The sequence below is a fragment of the Paraburkholderia ginsengisoli NBRC 100965 genome (assembly GCF_000739735.1).
GTDB lineage: Bacteria > Pseudomonadota > Gammaproteobacteria > Burkholderiales > Burkholderiaceae > Paraburkholderia > Paraburkholderia ginsengisoli.
The window spans coordinates 42,014-61,923 of record NZ_BBJF01000024.1 but is presented as its reverse complement, the minus strand read 5'-3'; the positions used below and the strand labels follow the sequence as shown (position 1 = coordinate 61,923).

General features: G+C 63.7%; 18 protein-coding genes. 6 read left to right on the top strand and 12 right to left on the bottom strand.

Annotated elements, in window-relative coordinates; all coding sequences use genetic code 11:
* Positions 1-93: 93 nt before the first annotated feature.
* The 4 genes from BGI01S_RS26680 to BGI01S_RS26665 form a co-directional block, all read right to left on the bottom strand.
* Positions 94-1,071, bottom strand: coding sequence for a 2-dehydropantoate 2-reductase (locus tag BGI01S_RS26680; RefSeq protein WP_042329418.1), 978 nt, complete (start codon positions 1,069-1,071; stop codon positions 94-96).
* Between the two features lie 294 nt (positions 1,072-1,365).
* Entirely contained in the window at positions 1,366-1,986 is a 621-nt protein-coding gene (locus BGI01S_RS26675) for a LysE family translocator (protein ID WP_042329343.1), read from the bottom strand.
* A gap of 125 nt (positions 1,987-2,111) precedes the next feature.
* Positions 2,112-2,654 (bottom strand): hypothetical protein, encoded by a 543-nt coding sequence (locus BGI01S_RS26670; protein ID WP_042329417.1) that lies wholly within the window; start codon positions 2,652-2,654, stop codon positions 2,112-2,114.
* A 274-nt stretch (positions 2,655-2,928) separates the two neighbouring features.
* Positions 2,929-3,513, bottom strand: coding sequence for an IMPACT family protein (locus tag BGI01S_RS26665; RefSeq protein ID WP_042329342.1), 585 nt, complete (start codon positions 3,511-3,513; stop codon positions 2,929-2,931).
* Positions 3,514-3,916: 403 nt separating this feature from the next.
* Here BGI01S_RS26665 and BGI01S_RS26660 point away from each other — a divergent pair, with 403 nt between their 5' ends.
* Complete coding sequence (locus BGI01S_RS26660) at positions 3,917-4,543, top strand: LysE family translocator (RefSeq protein WP_042329340.1); 627 nt, start codon at positions 3,917-3,919, stop codon at positions 4,541-4,543.
* Between the two features lie 49 nt (positions 4,544-4,592).
* Here BGI01S_RS26660 and BGI01S_RS26655 read toward each other — a convergent pair whose 3' ends face one another.
* On the bottom strand, positions 4,593-4,961 hold the full coding sequence (locus BGI01S_RS26655; RefSeq protein WP_042329339.1) for a hypothetical protein: 369 nt from the start codon (positions 4,959-4,961) through the stop codon (positions 4,593-4,595).
* 327 nt (positions 4,962-5,288) lie between these two features.
* Here BGI01S_RS26655 and BGI01S_RS26650 point away from each other — a divergent pair, with 327 nt between their 5' ends.
* Positions 5,289-5,936 carry a 2-hydroxychromene-2-carboxylate isomerase gene (locus BGI01S_RS26650; protein ID WP_042329338.1) on the top strand — a complete coding sequence of 216 codons (648 nt, stop codon included), beginning with the start codon at positions 5,289-5,291 and terminating at the stop codon, positions 5,934-5,936.
* Positions 5,937-5,958: 22 nt separating this feature from the next.
* Here the strand turns inward: BGI01S_RS26650 and BGI01S_RS26645 are convergent, their stop codons facing one another.
* A complete protein-coding gene (locus BGI01S_RS26645; RefSeq protein WP_042329337.1) occupies positions 5,959-6,216 on the bottom strand; it encodes a DUF2866 domain-containing protein in 258 nt (85 codons plus the stop codon).
* A 257-nt stretch (positions 6,217-6,473) separates the two neighbouring features.
* Here BGI01S_RS26645 and BGI01S_RS26640 point away from each other — a divergent pair, with 257 nt between their 5' ends.
* Positions 6,474-7,631, top strand: a complete 1,158-nt coding sequence (locus BGI01S_RS26640; protein WP_042329336.1) for a GGDEF domain-containing protein — start codon at positions 6,474-6,476, stop codon at positions 7,629-7,631.
* A gap of 195 nt (positions 7,632-7,826) precedes the next feature.
* On the opposite strand, the gene BGI01S_RS26635 is transcribed toward BGI01S_RS26640, so the two are convergent.
* The 3 genes from BGI01S_RS26635 to BGI01S_RS26625 all read right to left on the bottom strand — a co-directional run bounded on the left by BGI01S_RS26635 (position 7,827) and on the right by BGI01S_RS26625 (position 12,219).
* Positions 7,827-9,569 (bottom strand): peptidoglycan D,D-transpeptidase FtsI family protein, encoded by a 1,743-nt coding sequence (locus tag BGI01S_RS26635; protein ID WP_042329335.1) that lies wholly within the window; start codon positions 9,567-9,569, stop codon positions 7,827-7,829.
* A 22-nt stretch (positions 9,570-9,591) separates the two neighbouring features.
* The gene (locus tag BGI01S_RS26630) at positions 9,592-10,209 is read right to left on the bottom strand and encodes a trimeric intracellular cation channel family protein (protein ID WP_042329416.1); all 618 of its coding nucleotides are present in this window, start codon (positions 10,207-10,209) and stop codon (positions 9,592-9,594) included.
* A 468-nt stretch (positions 10,210-10,677) separates the two neighbouring features.
* On the bottom strand, positions 10,678-12,219 hold the full coding sequence (locus BGI01S_RS26625; RefSeq protein WP_042329333.1) for a methyl-accepting chemotaxis protein: 1,542 nt from the start codon (positions 12,217-12,219) through the stop codon (positions 10,678-10,680).
* A 602-nt stretch (positions 12,220-12,821) separates the two neighbouring features.
* Between BGI01S_RS26625 and aepX the strand changes: the two genes are divergently transcribed.
* From aepX to BGI01S_RS26610, 3 genes are read left to right on the top strand one after another with little or no spacing between them, the layout of a single operon-like run.
* Positions 12,822-14,570, top strand: coding sequence for a phosphoenolpyruvate mutase (gene aepX / locus BGI01S_RS26620; protein ID WP_042329332.1), 1,749 nt, complete (start codon positions 12,822-12,824; stop codon positions 14,568-14,570).
* Positions 14,567-15,730 (top strand): phosphonopyruvate decarboxylase, encoded by a 1,164-nt coding sequence (gene aepY / locus BGI01S_RS26615; protein ID WP_042329331.1) that lies wholly within the window; start codon positions 14,567-14,569, stop codon positions 15,728-15,730. The genes aepX and aepY overlap by 4 nt, the downstream gene beginning before the upstream one ends.
* Positions 15,731-15,750: 20 nt before the next feature.
* Positions 15,751-16,818 carry a 2-aminoethylphosphonate aminotransferase gene (locus BGI01S_RS26610; protein WP_042329330.1) on the top strand — a complete coding sequence of 356 codons (1,068 nt, stop codon included), beginning with the start codon at positions 15,751-15,753 and terminating at the stop codon, positions 16,816-16,818.
* A 67-nt stretch (positions 16,819-16,885) separates the two neighbouring features.
* Here BGI01S_RS26610 and BGI01S_RS30685 read toward each other — a convergent pair whose 3' ends face one another.
* From BGI01S_RS30685 to BGI01S_RS26600, 3 genes are all read right to left on the bottom strand, one after another.
* Positions 16,886-17,026: a hypothetical protein gene (locus BGI01S_RS30685; RefSeq protein WP_167335679.1), complete on the bottom strand. Its 141-nt coding sequence runs from the start codon at positions 17,024-17,026 to the stop codon at positions 16,886-16,888.
* 123 nt (positions 17,027-17,149) lie between these two features.
* Positions 17,150-17,854 (bottom strand): PIG-L deacetylase family protein, encoded by a 705-nt coding sequence (locus BGI01S_RS26605; RefSeq protein WP_042329329.1) that lies wholly within the window; start codon positions 17,852-17,854, stop codon positions 17,150-17,152.
* A gap of 477 nt (positions 17,855-18,331) precedes the next feature.
* Entirely contained in the window at positions 18,332-19,864 is a 1,533-nt protein-coding gene (locus tag BGI01S_RS26600; RefSeq protein ID WP_042329328.1) for a UdgX family uracil-DNA binding protein, read from the bottom strand.
* Positions 19,865-19,910: the final 46 nt, after the last annotated feature.

The following is a 19,910-nucleotide window of genomic DNA, read 5'->3' as shown; positions in this document are numbered from 1 at the left end:
AAGAGCAGCGTAAAACGAGGATCGAGTGCGCGGAGCGTTCGATCCTCGTTTCATTTTAAGGAGGCAGATAAAGAGGAAGTCAGCGACGTTCCATCAATTGCCCTGCAACGCCATCCGCTCGCGCAACTTGATCAGTGCGAGTACTACGTCGATCGTCGGTGTAGGTTCGGCGACAAGGCGCCCCATTTCCTGAACGACCGTCAGGAGCGGGTCGATTTCCATCGGACGACGATTCTCCAGATCAACCAGAGTCGATGTCTTATGCGCGCCGACCGCACCAGCGCCGTCAATCCGCTTTTCCACATCGACGCGAAAGTGCACGCCGAATTGTTCGGCAATCCGCTTTGCCTCGAGCATCATCGTGCGGGATACCGCGCGCGTACCCGGGTCGCTGGTGAGCACGTCGAGCGTGGCGTGCGTCAATGCACTGATGGGGTTAAAGCACAGATTGCCCCACAGTTTGAGCCAGATTTCGTCGCGGATGTTGTCGCGGATCGGCGCTTCGAAACCCGCTGCCTGCATGATCTCGTGCAATTGCTGAATGCGCGGCGTACGTTCGCCGCTCGGTTCGCCGATCGGGAATTTCTTGCCGTATACGTGTTTGATCACGCCCGGTTCGACGATTTCGGCAGCAGGATATAGCACGCAGCCGATTGCCCGTTCGGGACCGAGCTTCGTCCATTGACCGCCGTCCGGGTCGACGCTCGCGAGGCGTGTGCCGGCGAATCGTCCGCCATGCTGATAGAAGTACCAATAGGGAATACCGTTGACGCCTGTGACGATCGCCGTGTGCTTGCCGAGCAGAGGCTGCATCGTATCGACCACGCCGGGCAGCGAATGCGCTTTTAGCGTGATGATCACGAAGTCCTGCACGCCGAGCTCACCTGGGTCGGACGTACAGCGAACCGGCGCGCTGAACGTCTCGCCGTCCATGATCAGACGCGCGCCATGCTCGCGCATGGCTGCCAGATGGGGGCCTCGCGCGACGAAACTCACGTCCGCGCCCGCGCGTGCGAGCTGCACGCCCATCATGCCGCCAATCGCTCCCGCTCCAAAGATGCAGATCTTCATGATGCCGCTCCCTTGACTATAAAAAGTCGCTTGCCCATTGCCGATCATTGCCGTGCGCGGCAACAGGTCACTGTTCGAGCATAAAGGGGCGCGACGAATGCAGATAGTTAAAGTTTGTCGGCCGGACCATTAGCTATCGGTTATGCAAGAGAGCATCTGACCTGATCGAAACGGTTCGGATCAAATTGATAAGTGAAGCTCGCGCCTTTGGCCGATTCTGTATGGACATAAGTGGTGAGCAGGAGCGCATTCGATAGTATGAGCGGCGTGCGCGATGCCGATGCGTGCATTCCCTCATCCCCTTCGCACCAACAAAAAGCTCACCCCAATCGCCGCGAGAAATCCTCCACAAAACCGATTAAACCACCGCCTCACTTTCGCCCTCACCAGCCATTTCCCGAGATACATTCCCGCCCACGAATAGAGTGCAATCGCCACCCACTCGAGCGCCAGAAAACTCGCGCCGAGCACGGCAAACTGAGGGATGATCGGTCGCGCGACATCGACGAATTGCGGCAGGAACGCAGTGAACACAAGAATCGCTTTCGGATTACCGGCCGCCACGAGAAACTCCCGCCACGCAATCCGCCCGAGCGACGCATCCTGAGGCTGTGAAGTGTCGATGGTTGGCGCATCGCTGCGCCACAATTGAATGGCCAGCCAGATCAGATATGCAGCGCCCGCCAGTTTGATCGCGAGAAAGAACCACTCCGACGCATGCAGCACGACTGCCAGACCGGTCGCGGCGAGCACCAGCATCATCGCAAACGCGACCAGCCGACCCGTGCCGCCGACGAATGCCGTCATGAAACCATGACGCGCCGCCACATTGATCGACAACAGATTGTTAGGTCCCGGCGCGAGATTGATGGCGAAGCAGGCGGGCAAAAAGAACAGCCAGGCGGTGAGGGACATGACGGCTCGCACGATGTGGGCAGTGGATTGCGGCGCATCGCATGGCGAGAGGTCGTCCAGGCCGGCGCGCGACACATGGTCATGAATTGTAGCGAAACCGGCCTGCAACTACGCGCCAACGCAGTCTAATTCACCGCTTTGACAAAGCCCGGATCTTCAATCAACGCATCGACGCTCAGCTTGACGGTATCTTCGATTGCAATCGTGCTATTGGTAAATTTCGGCGACTTCTGTTTGACCGTCTTGATGGTGGAGAACACGACCTTCCGGCTTGCGGTATCGATGACGACGTAGCGCATCTTCAACGTCCAGCTCGCCGGCGAGCGCGTATCGTCGACGCTGAATGTCTCTATGCTGCCGCAAAGCACGCGTTTGCGATCGTTGAGATGAAAGCCCGCGATCTGCAAGCTATTCGCCACGCCGTTGCGCACAGCGCCATTGACGTCCTCTTTGAGCACGATGCCGGTCATCGCCGTATTCTCGATACGATTTGGCGAAACACGTCCGCTGCGCGCCGGCATGTAGTCGAAGTCGCGGGCAGGGGCAACGCTGAGCGAGCCAGTGGAATGCGCGCTCACGCGCGGTGCGCTGCTATTCAGGCCGAACCACGACCAGGAACACGCCGACAGCAGCAACGGCAGCGCGAAAGCGCCGCAGCCCTTGAGCAGGGCGGCGCTCAGCGTTGAATCCGCGGCACTGGCCGGGCGCGGCAGAGACGGGCTCAGTTGCGGCGACTCAGGCGCTGTGCTGGAAAAAGCGGCAGTCGAAGTCAGAGGAGTTGCCCTTTCAAATGGAGTCATCCCGATAGAGATCAGCATGGTAACAGCGCGCGACGCCTGGACCATTTTGCCGGCACCGTTTGCGGCAGAGCGCAGTGCGGTTTCTTGCCTGACCGCTCTCACAGAACCGATCTCACAAGAGAAGCCCTGGCCAGGCCGACCGTCAGAAGAACCCGGCTTTCCCCTGAGTCATATCCACCAGCGCTCGCTGAGCGTCGTCGACCGCGTTGACGGGCAAGCGGATCGTCATCCTCACCAGCATGCCGTAGGCACTATCCGCCAGCGCATATCCTTCGGCGTCGATCCATCTGCGCACCTTGGCCTCGTCGGCATAGCTCACTTCGACGATCAGCGAAACCTGAGCAATCCTCTCGATTCGAGGCGCATCCAGCAACGCGGAAGCGATTGCATCGGTGTACGCGCGCACGAGACCGCCGGCGCCGAGCTTCACGCCGCCGTAGTAGCGCACGACGGCGGCCAGCACGCCGTCCAGATCGTGATGCCGCAGCACTTCGAGAATCGGCCTTCCCGCTGTGCCGGACGGTTCGCCATCGTCGGACATGCCGGACTGGCCGCCGGCCAGCAGCGCCCAGCACACGTGCGTGGCGGCAGGATGTTCGTCACGCAGACGACGCAGCTCGGCCATCGCGGCGTCGCGGTCGGCGACCGGTATCGCGTAGGCGATGAATCGGCTCTTGCGAATCTCGAGTTCCGCGCTCAACGGCGCGGGCAAGGTATAGGTGGGCAAGGCGAAGACTTCAGTGGACAAAATATACGCGCCGGGCGCGCCTCTGTGCTCGCATGGTAACGGATCGCCGACGCTTCGCGTACGCGTGTGCTTTTTTGTTTTCGCGCTTTTTGCAGAACCCGTCCTGGGTCGCCGTCCCGCGCCAGGTGACGAAACGTTACGGCGGGTCATGTTGCGTCATGTCGTGTCATGTCACGGCATCAGCGTCCACGCCGCACGCACATCGAAGTCCCGGTGTTCGTTTACAATTGCCAGCTAAACGCGCGTCAGTCCGCTGAATCCAGCGCGTCGACAGCTTTGCATGAGACTGGCCAAGTGGCTTTGCATGGGATCAGAGTAATGCGCTAAAGCGCGAACTCTGGCCGACAGCTAAAGCGCCCACTCTGGCCAACAAGGAGACGAAATGCTTGACCTATCCACGTTGGGGACTTTCGTTGCCGTCGTACTCGGGCTTTTCCTGATTCCGGGTCCGGCGGTGCTGCTGGTTTTGACGCGCACCGTGCATGGCGGGCGCAAGGCCGGCATTCTCACCGGCCTCGGTATCGCGGTCGGCGATTTCATTCACACACTGGGCGCAGCGGTCGGCCTCTCGGCGTTGTTGATGACTTCCGCGCTCGCGTTCAACGCGGTGAAGTTCGTCGGCGCAGCCTATCTCGTCTATCTGGGCGTTCGCGCGTTGCGCGAAAAGCAGGCGAGCGCGCATCTGCCGACGGTCGCACCGGTATCGGCGTCGAAAGCGTTCTTTCAGGCGATTCCCGCCGAAGTTTTGAATCCCAAGACCGCGCTGTTCTTTCTCGCGTTCCTGCCGCAGTTTGTGCGGCCCGAGCACGGCTCCACGTTTATGCAGTTCACCACGCTCGGGCTGATCTTCGTCGCCATGAGCGCGCTTTATACGACGCTGATCGTGTTGACCATCCGGCCGCTGGGCAAATTGGTCAAGCGTTTGACGTGGCTGGCGCGTTGGCAGAACAAGATCATTGGCGTGCTGTTCATTTCGCTTGGCTTGCGCGTGGCGGCGCAAACGCGCTGAGATTCGCGCGACCGCGCTCCGTCGAGTACGCAGCGCGGCCGCATTCCAGCTAGATGTTACGGCGCTGCCGTTTCAGACGCCCTTCGCGGGCGTACTCCATCTGGCTTTGCGTGCGTACGGCGAGCCTGTCCCGTTCGGCGCGGCTCATTTGCCGCGTATCGTCGATGTCCCCGACGCGCAGCACTTCCTGCGCGATCCTGATGCGTAGCGTCATCAACGGTTCGCCGCGCTCGACCAGTGCGCGGTCCGCAGCGCGCGCCTGCTGGACGCCGCTATCGATCAGGTTACGCAATTCCAGCAGCGTGAGTCGCTGCCGCTGGATTTCGAGGATGAGCCGCTGAACGGCCTGTTCGTCGCGCGTGCGCCACCAGTAGCGCAACTCGGCCAGCGTGGGAGGTTCGAAAGGGGGAAGGCGCATTGCTCTGACGAAAAATACTGTATATATGTACAGTATAGCTCGTCTTTTTCATGCAGCCGCCTTGTGTGCGCGGGCCGGGTTTTTTCGCCGGCTGTGCGAGCGGTTTCAGTGAGGCCAGGACAACGTGAGCAGAATGGACGACGAAACGGTGATGATGAACAGACAGGCAGCGGTGAGCAGGTCGTATGGATAGTTCATGGCGGACCTTGAAGCGTGACGTGTAGGGACGGTCCATCATAGGGAGAACCGTTGCACGCGACTGTTAAGCATTGCAAGTCACCATACATCGACAGTGCGCGTTGACCGCGCACGATTCAGGAGGCAAGCATGAATGACGCCGCGTCTTCTCCGGCAAGTTCGTTCACACCGAAGATCGAGTTCTGGTTCGACTTCGGCAGTAACTACAGCTACCTCAGCGTCATGCGCATCGAAGCTCTGGCAGCGGCGCACGGCGTGCGGATCGGTTGGCGTCCGTTCTTGCTGGGCCCCGTGTTTCGCGACCTCGGTTTTGACAACTCGCCATTCGTGCTGCAGAAGGAGAAGGGCGCGTACGTATGGAAGGACATGGAACGGCAATGCCGCAAATACGGCATTGCGCTGACGCGTCCAACCACCTTTCCGCGTGCGGCGCTGCTGGCAATGCGCGTGGCGTTGCTAGGCGCGGATCGCCCATGGATCGCCGCCTACTGTCGCAAGATCATGCAACTGAATTTCGCCGACGATCGTGACATCGGTTCGATCGAAGTGGTGAGCGAAGCGCTCGATGAACTCGGCTTGCCGGCTCGGCAGATCATCGCCGACGCGCAAAGCGACGCCAACAAACTGCGTCTGCGTGAACAGACCGCGGCGGCCGCGGCTAAAGGGATCTTTGGCGCGCCGACGTTTTTCGTCGGCGAAGAAATGTTCTGGGGCAACGACCGGCTGGATGACGCGTTGGAGTACGGCGAATCGCAGCGCGCCGCGCGGCCTGCGTGATGAATGAACGAAGCGCGGCGGGTTATTCGTTGCCTTGCTGGCAGAAGCGGCGGCCGGGAACGTGTGAGACGACGGCCTGAGCGATTTCGAGCGGTGTGCTCTCGGCGGGCACGACGGCGCGGCTCGATTCGGGCGTGTGCTTCATGGTCCATTCGACAAGTCGATACGAACGTCCCCAAGGCGGCTGCAGCGGGTCGGAGACTTTGCAACTGTGGATCTGGCTGACCCAATCGTTGCCGGGCATGGCGCGCAAGTGCTCGAATACTGTCTTTTCAACCATGATTTGACTCCTTCCTTCTTCGCGGGCGGGCAGCCCGTTTTTGGCGCGTCGTCGACACCCTTAAAAAAAGGCCGCCGATAAACTGGCGGCTCAACAGGGGATGGTGGGCGCCATAGTTGCAGGGAAGAATTAAGCGAAACTTAAGAGGCGAGCAGGCCCGCGCCGTGATCCCGCCCTCAAGACCTCGCCGGATCGGCCGTTATTAGAGCGGTTGGGGCCGCCAACCCCGCTTCGCCTTCGCGCTCGCATCCTATAACGTGACGAATCTCGCCCAAACGCCGCTCTCCGACCGGCTTCGCTCGCTAGTCGACACCGTGCAACACAACGAGCGCACGTTGCGCCGCTTCCAGAACGTTGAGTTGCGTTTGATCGGCGCGCAGGATTTCGCGTCGTTTCTCGACACTTTGTTCCGTCATCTGCCGCAGGAGTTCTCGCTGGCGAGCGTGACGCTTTGGCTCGACGATCGCGCGCCGATGCTGCTCGAACTGCTCGAGCCGGTCGCGTTGCGCGCGCTCGATCATCCGGGTCTGAAGACGTCGCGTGAGGGCGGGCTCGCCGCGCAAGGTCTGTGCGACGACGGCCTGCCCTGGCTGGGCAAGCCGTGCGAACTGGACGACTTCGCGCGGCGCGCCTTCTTCGGCGCCGCGCAACCGCCAGCGAGCGCGATCCTGCTGCCGCTCGCCGCGGGCGATACCGTCAGCGGCTGTCTATGCCTTGGCAGCGACGACCCCGCGCGTTTCGGCGACGGCATGGCCACGGATATCCTGGAGCGCTTCGCGAGCATCGTGACCGCGAGTCTTGACAACGTCGCGCATCGCGAGCGGCTCAAGCAACTCGGCATGACCGACTCGCTGACCGGCCTCGCCAATCGCCGTTATTTCGACGAGCGGCTGCGCGAGGAACTGATGCGCGCGGTCCGCTATCGCGTGCCGGTGGCGTGCCTCTTCATCGATATCGACAGTTTCAAACGTATCAACGACACGTACGGTCATCAAACCGGCGACCGCGCGTTGGCGGCGGTGGCGGCGTGTGTGCGTCAGCAGGTGCGGCTGGGCGACACCGTCGCGCGTTATGGCGGCGAAGAGTTTGCCGCGCTGCTGCAAGGCGACCGGGCCGATGCGCTCACCGTCGCCGAGCGCGTGCGGCTCGCGGTCGAGCGGCTGGATTTGCAGGACGATCACGGTCAGCGCATCGCGTTGACCGTGTCGATCGGCGTCGCGGCAAGCAGGGTCGGCGGTACGGCGAGCGACGCCGTTTCGTTCGGCCGCGCGATGTTGGAGGAGGCCGATCGTGCGATGTACCAGGCCAAGCGCAATGGCCGCAATCGCATCGAGGCGTTGGTGAAGACCGGTGGCGATCACGCGGAGCATGGAGTGCTGCCGGTCGGCCAACGGGATTTTCCGCTGATTGATTGACCGTCAAGGCGCAGCGATCAATACCGTACGCTGCGCATCGAGATCACCACGCGAGACCCGCGTGCGGCGATAAAAAAAGCGGTGAAAAAAAGCCCTCACAGCTCATGTCAAGCTTTTCGCGTTGCCGGTTACGCGAGCGCTTAACCGGCAACGCAGAGCGTCGATGCTCAGAACATGCGTGATGCGCCAAGGGCATCAAACTTCGGGCGCTTCAGCCGCATCCGGCGGCACGCCGAGCAATTGCAAGGCGCCGCCGGTCACCTCGCTGAACACCGGCCCCGCCACCGTCCCGCCATAAAACGCCTTGCCGGCCGGATCGTCGATCATCACCGCGACGATCAGCCTGGGGTCGCTCATCGGCGCCATCCCGACGAAAAGCGCCCGGTAGCGGTTCTTCGCGTACGTCGCGCCGACCTGTTTTCGCGCCGTGCCGGTCTTGCCGCCGATCCGGTAGCCGGCCACCGTCGCCGCGCGTCCAGTGCCGCCGACGCCGGTCGCCATTTCCAGCATCGAACGGATTGCGCGGGCGGTCGCCGGTTTGGTCACCGCGAGGTCGGGGTCCGCGGACGGCGCGGCGGCGCTCGCCCCATTGCGCAGCAGACTCACGCGTTGCATCGTGCCGTCGCCCGCATACGCGGTGTAGACCTGCGCGATTTGCAGCAGCGACGCGGAGAGCCCGTAACCGTACGCCATGGTCGCCTGTTCGATCGGGCGCCAGCGTTTGAACGGACGCACCTTGCCGGATGCGACGCCCGGAAAGGTCAGCTCGGGCCGCAGTCCGAGCCCGTATTGCTGGTACTTGGTCCAGATCGTTTCGGCCGGCAGATTCAGCGCGAGCTTGGCGAGCGCGATATTGCTCGACTTCTGCACCGCTTCGGAGACCGTCATCATGCCGTGATTGGACGTGTCGTGAATCACGGCCGGACCGATCTTGTACCAGCCGGGCGCGGTATCGATCACGCTTTGCGGCCGCACCTTGCCCTCGTCGATCGACAGCGCGACGACCACCGGCTTGATCGTCGAACCCGGTTCGAACGTATCGACCACCGCGCGATTGCGCAGTTGCTTGCCGGTCAGACGCGCGCGGTCGTTCGGATCGAAGCTCGGATAATTGGCGAGCGCGAGAATCTCGCCGTTGCGCGCATCGAGCACGACCACGCTGCCGGCTTCGGCGTGATGTTTCGCGATCGCTGCCTTCAGTTGGCCATACGCGAGTTGCTGGATGCGCCGGTCGATCGTCAAATGGATGGTGTCGCCGTTGCGCGCGGGCACCAGCGGCCGCGTCTCGGACACCACGCGGCCGAGCCGGTCGCGGATCACTTCACGCTGGCCGGGCACGCCGAGCAAGCGCTCGTTGGCGGCCAGCTCGACGCCTTCCTGGCCGTTGTCCTCGATATCCGTGAAGCCCACCACGTGCGCCGCCGATTCGCCTTCGGGATAGAAGCGTTTCGAATCGGCGATCTGCGTGACGCCGGCGAGGCCGAGCTTCGAGAGCTTCGCGGCCGTGTCGGCATCCACCTGGCGTTTGAGCAGCACGAAGCTCTTGTCGCCGTTCAGACGGCGGCGCAATTCCGCGAGCGGCAGGTCGAGCAGCTTCGACAGCGGCGCGACGCCGGCTTCCTCGATCTGCCTTGGATTGGCCCAGATTTCGTAGGTCGCGAGACTGACGGCGAGCATCGAGCCATTGCGATCGACGATGCGCCCGCGCGTCGCGTCGAGTTCGATGGTGCGCTGATAGCGCTTTTGCCCCTGATCGACGTAAAAGTCCTGGTTCACCACCTGCACCCAGAACGCACGGCCCGCCAGCGTGGCGAACGCGCCGAATACCAGCAGGACGATGAACTTCGAACGCCACGCCGGCAGGCGCGCGGCCAGCAACGGGTTCTTCGCGGCGGGCGTGTAGGGATCGTGCGACTGCGTTTTTTTCTTCTGGATCATTGCATGCAGGTAATGAACTCGATTAACTTGCGCCGCCCGAATCGGCGGCGGACAACACCTTCAACTGCCAATGGAAGCGCACGGCCAGCATGCGCACCGCGAAGCCGACGACCAGCACCACCACCGACGCCGGTCCCGCCGCGATGCCCCACGCCTGCAGCGCCACGTACAGCGCGCCGGCGCCGAGCGCGATGCTGGCATACAGCTCCTTGCACAACACCAGCGGCATCTGGTTGCACAGCAGGTCGCGCAACATGCCGCCGCACACACCGGTGATCGCGCCGGCCAGTACGACGATCGCGGGGCTCACGTTAAGCGCGGCGGCCACGTCGCAGCCGATCACCGTGAAGGCGATCAGGCCGAGCGCGTCGACCGTGACGAACAGCCGCTGCCAGTTGCGCAACCACTTCGCGCCGGCCGCCGCGACTGCTGCCGCTTCGATTGTAATGAAAACGTAATCTGGATGCGAGATCCATGCAAGTGGATAGTGGCCGAGCAGCACGTCGCGCACGGTGCCACCACCGAGTGCCGTGACCGTGCCGACGAGGCACAGTCCGAAGCGGTCCATGCCGCGACGCATGCCCATCAGCGCGCCGGACATGGCTTCGGCGACGATGGCGAGCAGGTAGAGGGAGTGCAGCAGCATGACGGCGAGCCTCGACGAAGCGGCGCTCGCGAGCGGCTTCGTCGACGAAGGCCACCGCAGGGCGCGTGTTGCAAAACGGCGATTATCGTAAGCGCGCTGTTAGCCTGAAAACGGCTTAAGCCGAATTCGGCGATGCCAAATTCGGCTTAAGCTGGTTGCGCTTTTGCGCGGGTAAGCGTTTGTTGAACGAAAGGACGCGGAGCGCGACTCAAAGAGATGAGCGCGGCGGCGCGCACGCGCATAAAAAAACCGCGCGGACTTGCAAAATCCGCGCGGCTGGTTCGTTCGATTGATGCGTCGACTCCGACGCGGCGTGTTAAAGAGGCGCTCTCCGCCTGTCGAGCGCCTTCTTTTTTGTGCTTCTGATCGTGCCTCGCTACATGCGTGCGACCGGCACGGCGCGAGACTACAGGCGAGCTGCTGACGCGAACACGAACGCAACGCCAACGTCGAAGCCAACCCTCAACCCGGCAACGCGAAGCTCGAAATCGCCTCACGCAGCACGCCCACCTGGTCCTTCAGCGAATGCGCCGCAGCCGCTGCCTGCTCGACCAGCGCCGCGTTCTGCTGCGTGACCTGATCCATTTCGCCGACCGCGCGATTCACCTGTTCGATGCCCGCGCTTTGCTCGCGCGACGCATTGCTGATCTCCTCGAGAATCTCATTCACGCGACGCACCGACTGCACGATCTCGCCCATTGTCGAGCCCGCGTTGGCGACCTGCGACGCGCCGGTTTCGACCGTATTCGTCGAGGTTTCGATCAGCGCCTTGATCTCCTTGGCCGCAGTCGCCGAGCGCTGTGCAAGGCTGCGCACTTCGGCGGCGACCACCGCGAAGCCGCGTCCCTGTTCGCCCGCGCGCGCCGCTTCGACGGCCGCGTTGAGCGCGAGGATATTCGTCTGGAACGCGATACCGTCGATCACGCCGATGATGTCGCCGATCTGCCGCGAGCTGGCGGTGATCTCGCCCATCGTACGCACCACGTCGTCGACCACGCGGCTGCCGCGTGTCGCCACGTCGGCCGCCTGGCCGGCGAGTTGCGCGGCCTGCATCGCGCTGTCCGCGTTCTGCTTCACGTTGACCGTCATCTGGTCCATGTTCGACGCCGTTTCGACGAGCGCCGCGGCCTGTTCCTCGGTGCGCTGCGAGAGGTCCGTATTGCCGGCGGCGATTTCGGTCGCGCCGATGTTGATGTTCTCGGTGCCCAGACGCACGCGCGACACCGTTTCGACGAGACCCGCCTGCATCGTCTGCAACGCATGCAGCAGACTGCCGCTGTCCTGCGTGCCGACCGGCACGCGCGTGGCGAGATTGCCTTGCGCCATCAACTGCGCGTGTTCGACGGCCACTTCGAGATCGCCGCCGAGCGAGCGGCGGATGCTGCGCAACACCAGCAGCATGACGGCCGTGGCGATGGCGCCGAGCGTCACCGTGATCGCGAGCCAGCGCAGCAGGTTCGCGTAGAACGCGCTCTGCACGTCGTCCATGTACATGCCGGTGACGAGATACCAGTCCCACGGCGTGAAGTGCGTCGAGTAGCTGGTCTTCGCGACCGGCGCGTCGCTGCCGGGCTTGGCCCATAGATAGTCGACAAAGCCGCCGCCGTCGTGATTGCCCGCGTTGACGATCGCGACGAACAGATGGTTGCCCGCCGGGTCGGCGAACTGCGCGAGATTCTTGCCGACCAGTTCCTGCTTGAACGGGTGCATCAGCATGACCGGCTGCGAATCGTTGACGGAGATGTAGCCGTCCTTGCCGTAGCGCATCGCCGCCAGCATCGCGAGCGCCTGCTTTTTTGCGTCGCTTTCGGACAGCGTGCGTTGCTGGGCCAACGCGTAGTAATGGGCGACGATGTGGTTGCCCTGGTCGATCAGCGCGGTCAGTTGATCGCGGCGGTCCGAGATCATCGACGCGCGGTTTTGCCACGCGCCGAAGCCGCCGATCAGGATCAGGCCGATCCACAGCACGGCGATCATCGAGGCCAGTTTTTCGTTCAGTGTCATAGCAATGAGAACGGCTTTTGCAAAAGGGTCAGTCGGAGTTGAGTTCGCTTGTGGCGTTCTGGCTTGTCGCTAATGGGTTTACGGCGCAATGGCGTTTGCTGCGCAGGCAGGGGAAACCCGTTGTGTTACGTTGTTATTCGTCTGATTGATCAGCTGTTTGTTTTTTTGGGGCGGAGTTTTCAATGCCGGTCGGCGACGGCTTTAATTCCGGTGTCTATTGCCGGTTTGATTATATTTTTTGACCTGGTTAATGCGGCCGGCAAGCAGATTAAGGCGGTTGGAGCTAATTGGCGCCTGCCAATAAATTCAATATAAAAAGATGGGCCGCTATTGTTTTTCACGCGGTAAAAAGAGTTGACCGGACGCCAACCCCATACCCAGCATGCCGGTGCGTCAAACCTCCACAAAACGCCAAGCAAATCCAAGCGCGTGGCGGCAGCGTCGGAAATGCAAAAAACGACACATTTTTCCACTTAAGCGCAACAGCGGAAAATCCGCATCTTCAAAAGGACAAATAAATAAAAATTCCGCTATAGTCGCCATTTTCCAGTCGCCAGCCGGGCAAAAAAGAGCACCAATAAGCCCGCTATCAGGAGTAGAAAATGAACGCCCGCGAACCTGCCTTCGTCTCCGTATCCCGCAGCGCACGTCTGCGCCAGATGCTCCTCAGCAACGAACTCGAATTCATGATGGAGGCCCATAACGGCCTGTCCGCGCGAATCGTCCGTGAAGCCGGCTTCAAGGCGATCTGGGGCTCGGGCCTCGCGATTTCCGCGCAATTCGGCGTGCGCGACAACAACGAAGCAAGCTGGACGCAGGTCGTCGATACGCTCGAATTCATGGCCGATGCGAGCGATCTGCCGATCCTGCTCGACGGCGACACCGGCTACGGCAACTTCAACAACGTGCGCCGGCTCGTGCGCAAGCTCGAACAACGCGGCATCGCCGGCGTGTGTATCGAAGACAAGCAGTTCCCGAAGACCAACAGCTTCATCAACGGCGAAGCGCAGCCGCTCGCCGACATGGACGAGTTCTGCGGCAAGATCAAAGCCGGCAAGGACTCGCAGTCCGACGAAAATTTCTCGATCGTCGCGCGCGTCGAAGCGCTGATCGCGGGCTGGGGCATGGACGAGGCGCTGCGCCGCGCGGAAGCGTATCGGCAAGCCGGCGCGGACGCGATCCTGATTCACAGCAAGCTGTCGCGCCCCGATGAAATTCTCGAGTTCGCGCGCGAATGGGCCGGCCGCGGTCCGCTCGTGATCGTGCCGACCAAGTACTACAGCACGCCGACCGAGGTGTTCCGTGAAGCGGGCATCAGTACCGTGATCTGGGCGAACCATCTGATCCGCTCGGCGACTTCGGCGATGCAGGCCGTCGCGAAGGAAATTCATTCGAGCCAGACGCTCGTCAACGTCGAAGACAGCATTGCGGCCGTCAACGAAATATTCCGCCTGCAGGACGCCGACGAATACTCGGAAGCCGAAGACCGCTACCTGTCGAGCGGCCGCGCGGCCGGCGCCGCCGTCGTGCTCGCCGCGAGCCGTGGCAAGGGCCTCGAAGCCGTCACCGAAGACCGCCCGAAAGTGATGCTGCCGATCGCGGGCAAGCCTCTGTTGCGCTGGCTCGTCGACGCGTTCAAGAAGCAGGGCGTCAACGACATCACGGTGGTCGGCGGTTATCGCGCCGATGCGATCGAAACGGCGGGCATCAAGCTGGTGGTCAACGAACAGCATGCGCAAACCGGCGAACTCGCGTCGCTCGCGTGCGCGCTCGGCCGGGTCGCGCCAGACAAGTTGAGCGGCGACACCGTGATCTCCTACGGCGACCTGCTGTTCCGCAGCTACATCCTGCGCGATCTGGTGGAAAGCGAAGCGGCGCTCAGCGTGGTGGTCGATTCGTCGCTGACCGATACGGAGAACGCCAGCGTGCGCGATTTCGCGTGGTGCTCGGCCGCCGACGATCGTGGTTTGTTCGGCAACAAGGTCGTGCTGCGCCATGTGTCGAGCGGGCAGAACGCGTCGGCGGAGATTGCCGCGCAAGCACCGCATGGCCGCTGGGTCGGTCTGCTGAACGTGCGCGACGCGGGCCGCGAGCGTCTGCAAGCGGTGATGAGCCAGTTGCAGGCGCGCGCCGATTTCGCGTCGCTCGACATGCCCGCGCTGCTGAACGCGCTGATCGAAGCGGGTGAATCGATCGAGGTGCAATACGTGCACGGTCACTGGCGCGGCGTGAACGACCTCGACGACTTCCGTCGCGCCGGCGACTTCGCGCACGCGCAAGCGCCATTCGCGACGGCGGTCGGCAATCCGGCGAGCAATGCGAAGGACGCCGGGAACGGAGTCGCACAATGATCGAAGCCGCACAGTTTGTCGAAGCGGCGCGCGAACGCGGCTTCGACTGGTACGCGGGAGTGCCGTGTTCGTATCTGACGCCGTTCATCAACTACGTGCTGCAGGACGAGTCGTTGCATTACGTGTCGGCGGCCAACGAGGGCGACGCGGTTGCGTTGATCGCGGGCGTCACGCTCGGCGCGCAGAACGGCCGGCGCGGCATCACGATGATGCAGAACTCGGGGCTCGGCAATGCCGTGAGCCCATTGACTTCGCTCACGTGGACCTTCCGTCTGCCGCAATTGCTGATCGTCACGTGGCGCGGCCAGCCCGGTGTCGCCGACGAACCGCAGCATGCGCTGATGGGCCCCGTCACGCCCGCGATGCTCGACACGATGGAGATTCCCTGGGAGACCTTCCCGACCGAGGTCGACGCGATCGGTCCGGCGCTGGATCGCGCGATTGCGCATATGGATGAAACCGGCCGCCCGTATGCGCTCGTGATGCAGAAGGGCAGCGTGGCGCCGTACGAGTTGAAGGACGGCGGCGCGAGTGCGCGCCGAGCGCCGGTTGCGCCGCGCTCACAGTTCGAGGGCGGCGTGGCGAGCGAGCTGGCTTCGCGTCACGACGCGTTGAAGAAAGTGATCGCGCACACGCCGCTCGAATCGACGGTGGTGCTTGCATCGACCGGTTTTTGCGGACGCGAACTCTACGCGATCGACGACCGGCCCAATCAGTTGTACATGGTTGGCTCGATGGGCTGCGTGACGCCGTTCGCGCTCGGCCTCGCGCTTGCGCGTCCCGATCTGCACGTGGTCGCGCTCGACGGCGACGGCGCCGCGCTGATGCGCATGGGCGCGTTCGCGACGCTCGGCGCATACGGTCCGTCGAACCTCACGCACGTGCTGCTCGACAACGGCGCGCACGACTCGACCGGCGGTCAGGCGACGGTGTCGTCGCAGGTCTCGTTCGCGGGGGTCGCGGCGGCGTGCGGTTATGCGTCGGCCGTGGAAAGCGACGACCCGGCCGTGCTCGATCAGTTGTTCGACGCGCCGCTGCTCGACGGTCCGCGCTTCGTGCGCCTCGCGATTCGCCGTGGCACGCCGGATGGCCTGCCGCGTCCCACCATTACGCCGCCCGATGTGAAGACGCGCCTGATGCGCCACATCGGCGCCGCTTGAAGCAAAGAAAAGGAGCGCTCATGCTGCTGCTCAACCCAGGCCCGGTGACGCTCACCGAACGCGTCCGCAACAGCCTGTTGCAGACCGATCTGTGCCATCGCGAAAGCGAGTTTTTCGACTTGCAGGAAGAAGCCCGTACGCGACTCGTCGATCTGTACGGCCTCGACAAAAACGAATGGCAGGCAGTGCTGATGACCGGCTCGGGCACGGCCGCGGTCGAAAGCATGACCGCCGCGCTGGTGCCGCAAAACGGCAAGCTGCTGGTGATCGAGAACGGCGTGTACGGCGAGCGCATTTCGCAGATCGCCACGCAGTACGGCATCGCGCATGAGTCGCTGAAGCACGACTGGATGCACGCGCCGGATCTCGCGCAGATCGCCGCACGTCTCGACGCGGACCAAGCGTTCACGCATGTCGCGGTGATTCATCACGAAACGACCACCGGCCGTTTGAACGACCTCGCGTCGCTCGGTGCGCTGTGCCGCGCGCGCGGTTTGCGCTTGCTGGTGGACGGCGTGAGCAGCTTCGGCGCCGAGCCGATCGACTTCGCCAATACCAGCCTCGACGCGGTCGCGGCCACCGCCAACAAGTGTCTGCATGGCGTGCCGGGTGCGTCGTTCGTGCTGGTGCGGCGCGCGGCGCTCGCGCAGGCGGCGAGCCGCACGTACTACCTCGATCTCGGACGCCTCGCGCGTTTGCAGGATCAGCGCAACACGCCGTTCACGCCGTCGGTGCATGCGTACTACGCGCTCGTCGAAGCGCTGCGCGAACTCGCGGACGAAGGCGGTTGGCGCGCCCGTCACGCGCGTTATGCCGCGCTAGCTGAACAGGCGCGCGCGGGACTCGCGGAGCGGGGCATCGGCAGCGTGCTGGCGCCGCAGGAGTCATCGGTGGTGTTGCGCGCGTACCGGCTGCCTGATGGCATCGCGTACCCGCAACTGCACGACGCGCTGAAGGCGCGCGGCTTCGTCATCTATGCGGGGCAAGGCGGCTTGTCGGCCGAACTCTTCCGCATCTCGACGATGGGCAATATTCACGCCGCCGATATCGACCGCCTGCTGCAGGGCTTCACCGAACTGACGCGTTGATTCAGGCGCCGCATCGCGCCGCGCCGCGGGCTTTCGCAGCGTGCGGCGCGATGCGGCTACGGTCGGGTCAAACCGGGTCTTTGTCCGGCGGTCCATCGGGCCGCTGCGGCTCCTCGACGTGATGCCCCGGCGATGGCGGCACCAGCGGGTCGGCTTCCGGGTCGCGGTTCGGATCGGCGTTGGGGTCGGGAATCGGACTGGTATGCATGTCGTAGCTCATCACATCACCCTGTAGTTGAAAGCATGCGGTTCGGGCGCTTCGGACGCTGACGCTCGGACCGATGCCGGTAATCCTCTTTCAAGCGTAGGCGTTTCCCGCGCGCCTCGCCGGTCACTTTTTCGCGCGACGGCCCACGCTGAGCTGCCAGTAACGCTCGGTCGCGAAGACGTCCTCGTAATTGCCCGCGCCGAATGCGCGCAACTGGCTGGCGTACGCATTGACCGCCTCGCGTTTGAGTTGCGCGCGGCGCTGCACATCGATCGTATGCGCGGCGCTCGGATGCGCCGGCGTCGCCACGATGCCGCGCTGCGCGAGATCGGCGAGCCGCGCCTGCACGACGCCGGGCGTGCGCCGGTGAATCGCTTCCTCGTAGCCGAACCAGACCAGATGCGACAGCCTCGGCAGGATTTCGCAGCAGGCTTCGAAGACCCGCACGTGATCGTCGTGAAACAGGCCGAGCGGCATCAGCAGCGTGTTCGCGGTGCTGCGATAAATCGTTTCCTCGAGCATCGCCGCCATTTTGCCGATCGACGGCGAGTCGGCGTACTGGCTGTCGCGAAACGGCATCCGCAGCGGAATAGCGTCGAGTACCTCGAGCGCGCGGTTGTCCTCCAGCGTGCGCTCGTGGATCGCTTCATGAGCGCTCGCGAAGCCCGATTTTTGATCCCATTCGGTGTGCATCTGATGCTCGGGCGGCGCGGCGAACACTGTGCAGACCGCGGCGTCGGGGTGCGCGGCGAGCAATGCGCCGCAACTGAAGACGGCATCGTCGAAGTGGGGCGAGACGATGAAAAGGCGTGGGCTGGTTTCGCTCATGGGACGTGTGGGGTTGAGGCGCACAGGCCGGGAGTGATGCGCGAGCCGGACTGTCGAGCCGGGGCCGCGCGGGAAAACGCGGCGTGACATCAGCTTAGGCGGAATCGACGCGGCTTGCGCGGCGGTTGTGGGAACGCAAACGGTGTGCCTGGCGGTGGGGGCCGGTGTGCCTCGCGGCAGCTCCGGAAGGGTTCCCGTAGAGGCTCACCGGTTGGGGCGGCGGGCTACTGATAGGCTCACCGTTTGGTGGGTTAGGCGATATTGCGGTCGGCGGGCGCGACGTGGTTCGCGTCGGCGTAGGCCACGCGCGGTGCTCGTGTGTGCCAGGGGCCGACGTCGCGCGTTCCTGCGGCGGCCTGTTCGCTTCGGCATATCGGCGGTTCCTGCACCGTCCTCCCCACATGCACTTCATTCGCATGATCGACGCTTGCAGCGGGCAGTCTCCTGTTGTGGCCTGGTGCACGCGGTTCTGAAAGATCAACCGCCCTGCGCCGCCAGCGCCGCTGCGCGACTGAACGCCGTCACGATGCCTTCGACGATGTCCTCGCGCAACCGCGCGTCCGCCGTTCTCAGCGCATACGACGGATGCCACGTCGGCACGATCAGGCGTCCGCGATGGGCGATGGTTTGCCCAAGATATTCGGACAGGTTGACGTGCGCGCCGGTTAACGCCTTCAGCGCGGTCGCGCCCAGCGTGACGATCGCGCGAGGCTCGACGCGCGTCAGTTCCTGCTGCAGCCAATGTTCGCAAGCTTCGACTTCGCGCCGCTCGGGCATGCGATGGACGCGCTGCTGATCGAACGTTTCCCACTTGTAGTGTTTGACGGCATAGGTCAGGTACAGCGTCGCGCGTTCGAGGCCGGCGCGCGCGAGCACGGCGTCCAGCAGTTGGCCGGCGGGTCCGGTGAAGGGCTCGCCGTGCTGATTCTCGTATTCGCCCGGCTGCTCGCCGACGGCCATGATCGTCGCGTCGGCCGACCCCACGCCCGCCACGGCCTGCTTCGCATTGCGCCATAGCGCGCAGCGCCGGCAGGTGGCCAACGGGCCCGTCGGCTCGTGCAATGGCGGCGTGAGCGCCGAGTCTTCGACCGGCGCCGTCTCCGGCACGGTGATGACGGCGTCTTGCGCGCCGGCACGACTGCGCTCGCGAGCGAGTTGCGCGGGCAGCGGCGGACCGGCGGGCGGCGTGCGCCAGTAGCGCAACGGCATGGGCGTCGGGCGCGCGTTGAAGACGCTGGCGTAGTAGGCGAGCCAAAGCGCTTCGGTGGGCTCGCTGGTGATGGCTTCGCCGGTCATCGCGTCCGGTGGCAAAGCCGGTGTGGCCTGCTCTCTTTGCGCCGCGGTTTGCTTTGCAGCGGTCTGGTCGATACGCAACAGCATGCCGTTCCAGAATGCCGCGCCGTGCGGCGTGGCCAGCATCCATGTGGAATCGCCCATCGGTTTGGCGAACTTCTCGGCGGCACGCTCCAGCAGATCGTGCCGCGGCTCGTACCAGCCGACGAATTCCGGCAGGCCTATCGAAGGATCGCGGCGTCTGAACAGCGTGAAGTCCAGCAGATCGGCGGTTTCGTGTTCGATCGACTGGACGCGTTGATTGAGTTGCGCGCCGTCGGGGTCGTGCAACTCGATGACGTCGCGCTCACCGTGGGTCCACCGCCACAGGATGCGATAGAGCAGTGCCCAGCGATCCGCCGCGCGATAGCAGGCCGCGGTTTGCAACTGGCCGAGGAGTTCGCGGGGGATGGCGGGGGTGGATGGGGCGGTGGATGATGGGTGGTTTGATGCACCGGTGGCTGTGCTGGCTGCTGAGCCTGCTGAGGCTACTGCGCCCGCTGAACCCACCACATCCTTCAGCCGCGCATCCCGCTCAGCCACCACCGCCCTGTCTTCCGCCTCGTCCCGTTCAACTTCGACCCACTCGACCAGCCCCGGCTCGATGCCTTGACGCAGAAGTGCTCGCGCGGCGCGGCGCCATGCGGCAAAAGTCGGTTCGATCGGAATGCGTTTCATGCGGACGCGCGGTGGGCGCCCGCCGTGAAAAGCGTCCGCCACCGGA

Coding starts and splice junctions, on each gene's coding strand:
- BGI01S_RS26680 (WP_042329418.1), bottom strand. CDS start 1,071: ATGAAGATCTGCATCTTTGGAGCGGGAGCGATTGGCGGCATGATGGGC.
- BGI01S_RS26675 (WP_042329343.1), bottom strand. CDS start 1,986: ATGTCCCTCACCGCCTGGCTGTTCTTTTTGCCCGCCTGCTTCGCCATC.
- BGI01S_RS26660 (WP_042329340.1), top strand. CDS start 3,917: ATGCTTGACCTATCCACGTTGGGGACTTTCGTTGCCGTCGTACTCGGG.
- BGI01S_RS26655 (WP_042329339.1), bottom strand. CDS start 4,961: ATGCGCCTTCCCCCTTTCGAACCTCCCACGCTGGCCGAGTTGCGCTAC.
- BGI01S_RS26650 (WP_042329338.1), top strand. CDS start 5,289: ATGAATGACGCCGCGTCTTCTCCGGCAAGTTCGTTCACACCGAAGATC.
- BGI01S_RS26645 (WP_042329337.1), bottom strand. CDS start 6,216: ATGGTTGAAAAGACAGTATTCGAGCACTTGCGCGCCATGCCCGGCAAC.
- BGI01S_RS26635 (WP_042329335.1), bottom strand. CDS start 9,569: ATGATCCAGAAGAAAAAAACGCAGTCGCACGATCCCTACACGCCCGCC.
- BGI01S_RS26625 (WP_042329333.1), bottom strand. CDS start 12,219: ATGACACTGAACGAAAAACTGGCCTCGATGATCGCCGTGCTGTGGATC.
- aepX (WP_042329332.1), top strand. CDS start 12,822: ATGAACGCCCGCGAACCTGCCTTCGTCTCCGTATCCCGCAGCGCACGT.
- aepY (WP_042329331.1), top strand. CDS start 14,567: ATGATCGAAGCCGCACAGTTTGTCGAAGCGGCGCGCGAACGCGGCTTC.
- BGI01S_RS26610 (WP_042329330.1), top strand. CDS start 15,751: ATGCTGCTGCTCAACCCAGGCCCGGTGACGCTCACCGAACGCGTCCGC.
- BGI01S_RS30685 (WP_167335679.1), bottom strand. CDS start 17,026: ATGCATACCAGTCCGATTCCCGACCCCAACGCCGATCCGAACCGCGAC.
- BGI01S_RS26605 (WP_042329329.1), bottom strand. CDS start 17,854: ATGAGCGAAACCAGCCCACGCCTTTTCATCGTCTCGCCCCACTTCGAC.
- BGI01S_RS26600 (WP_042329328.1), bottom strand. CDS start 19,864: ATGAAACGCATTCCGATCGAACCGACTTTTGCCGCATGGCGCCGCGCC.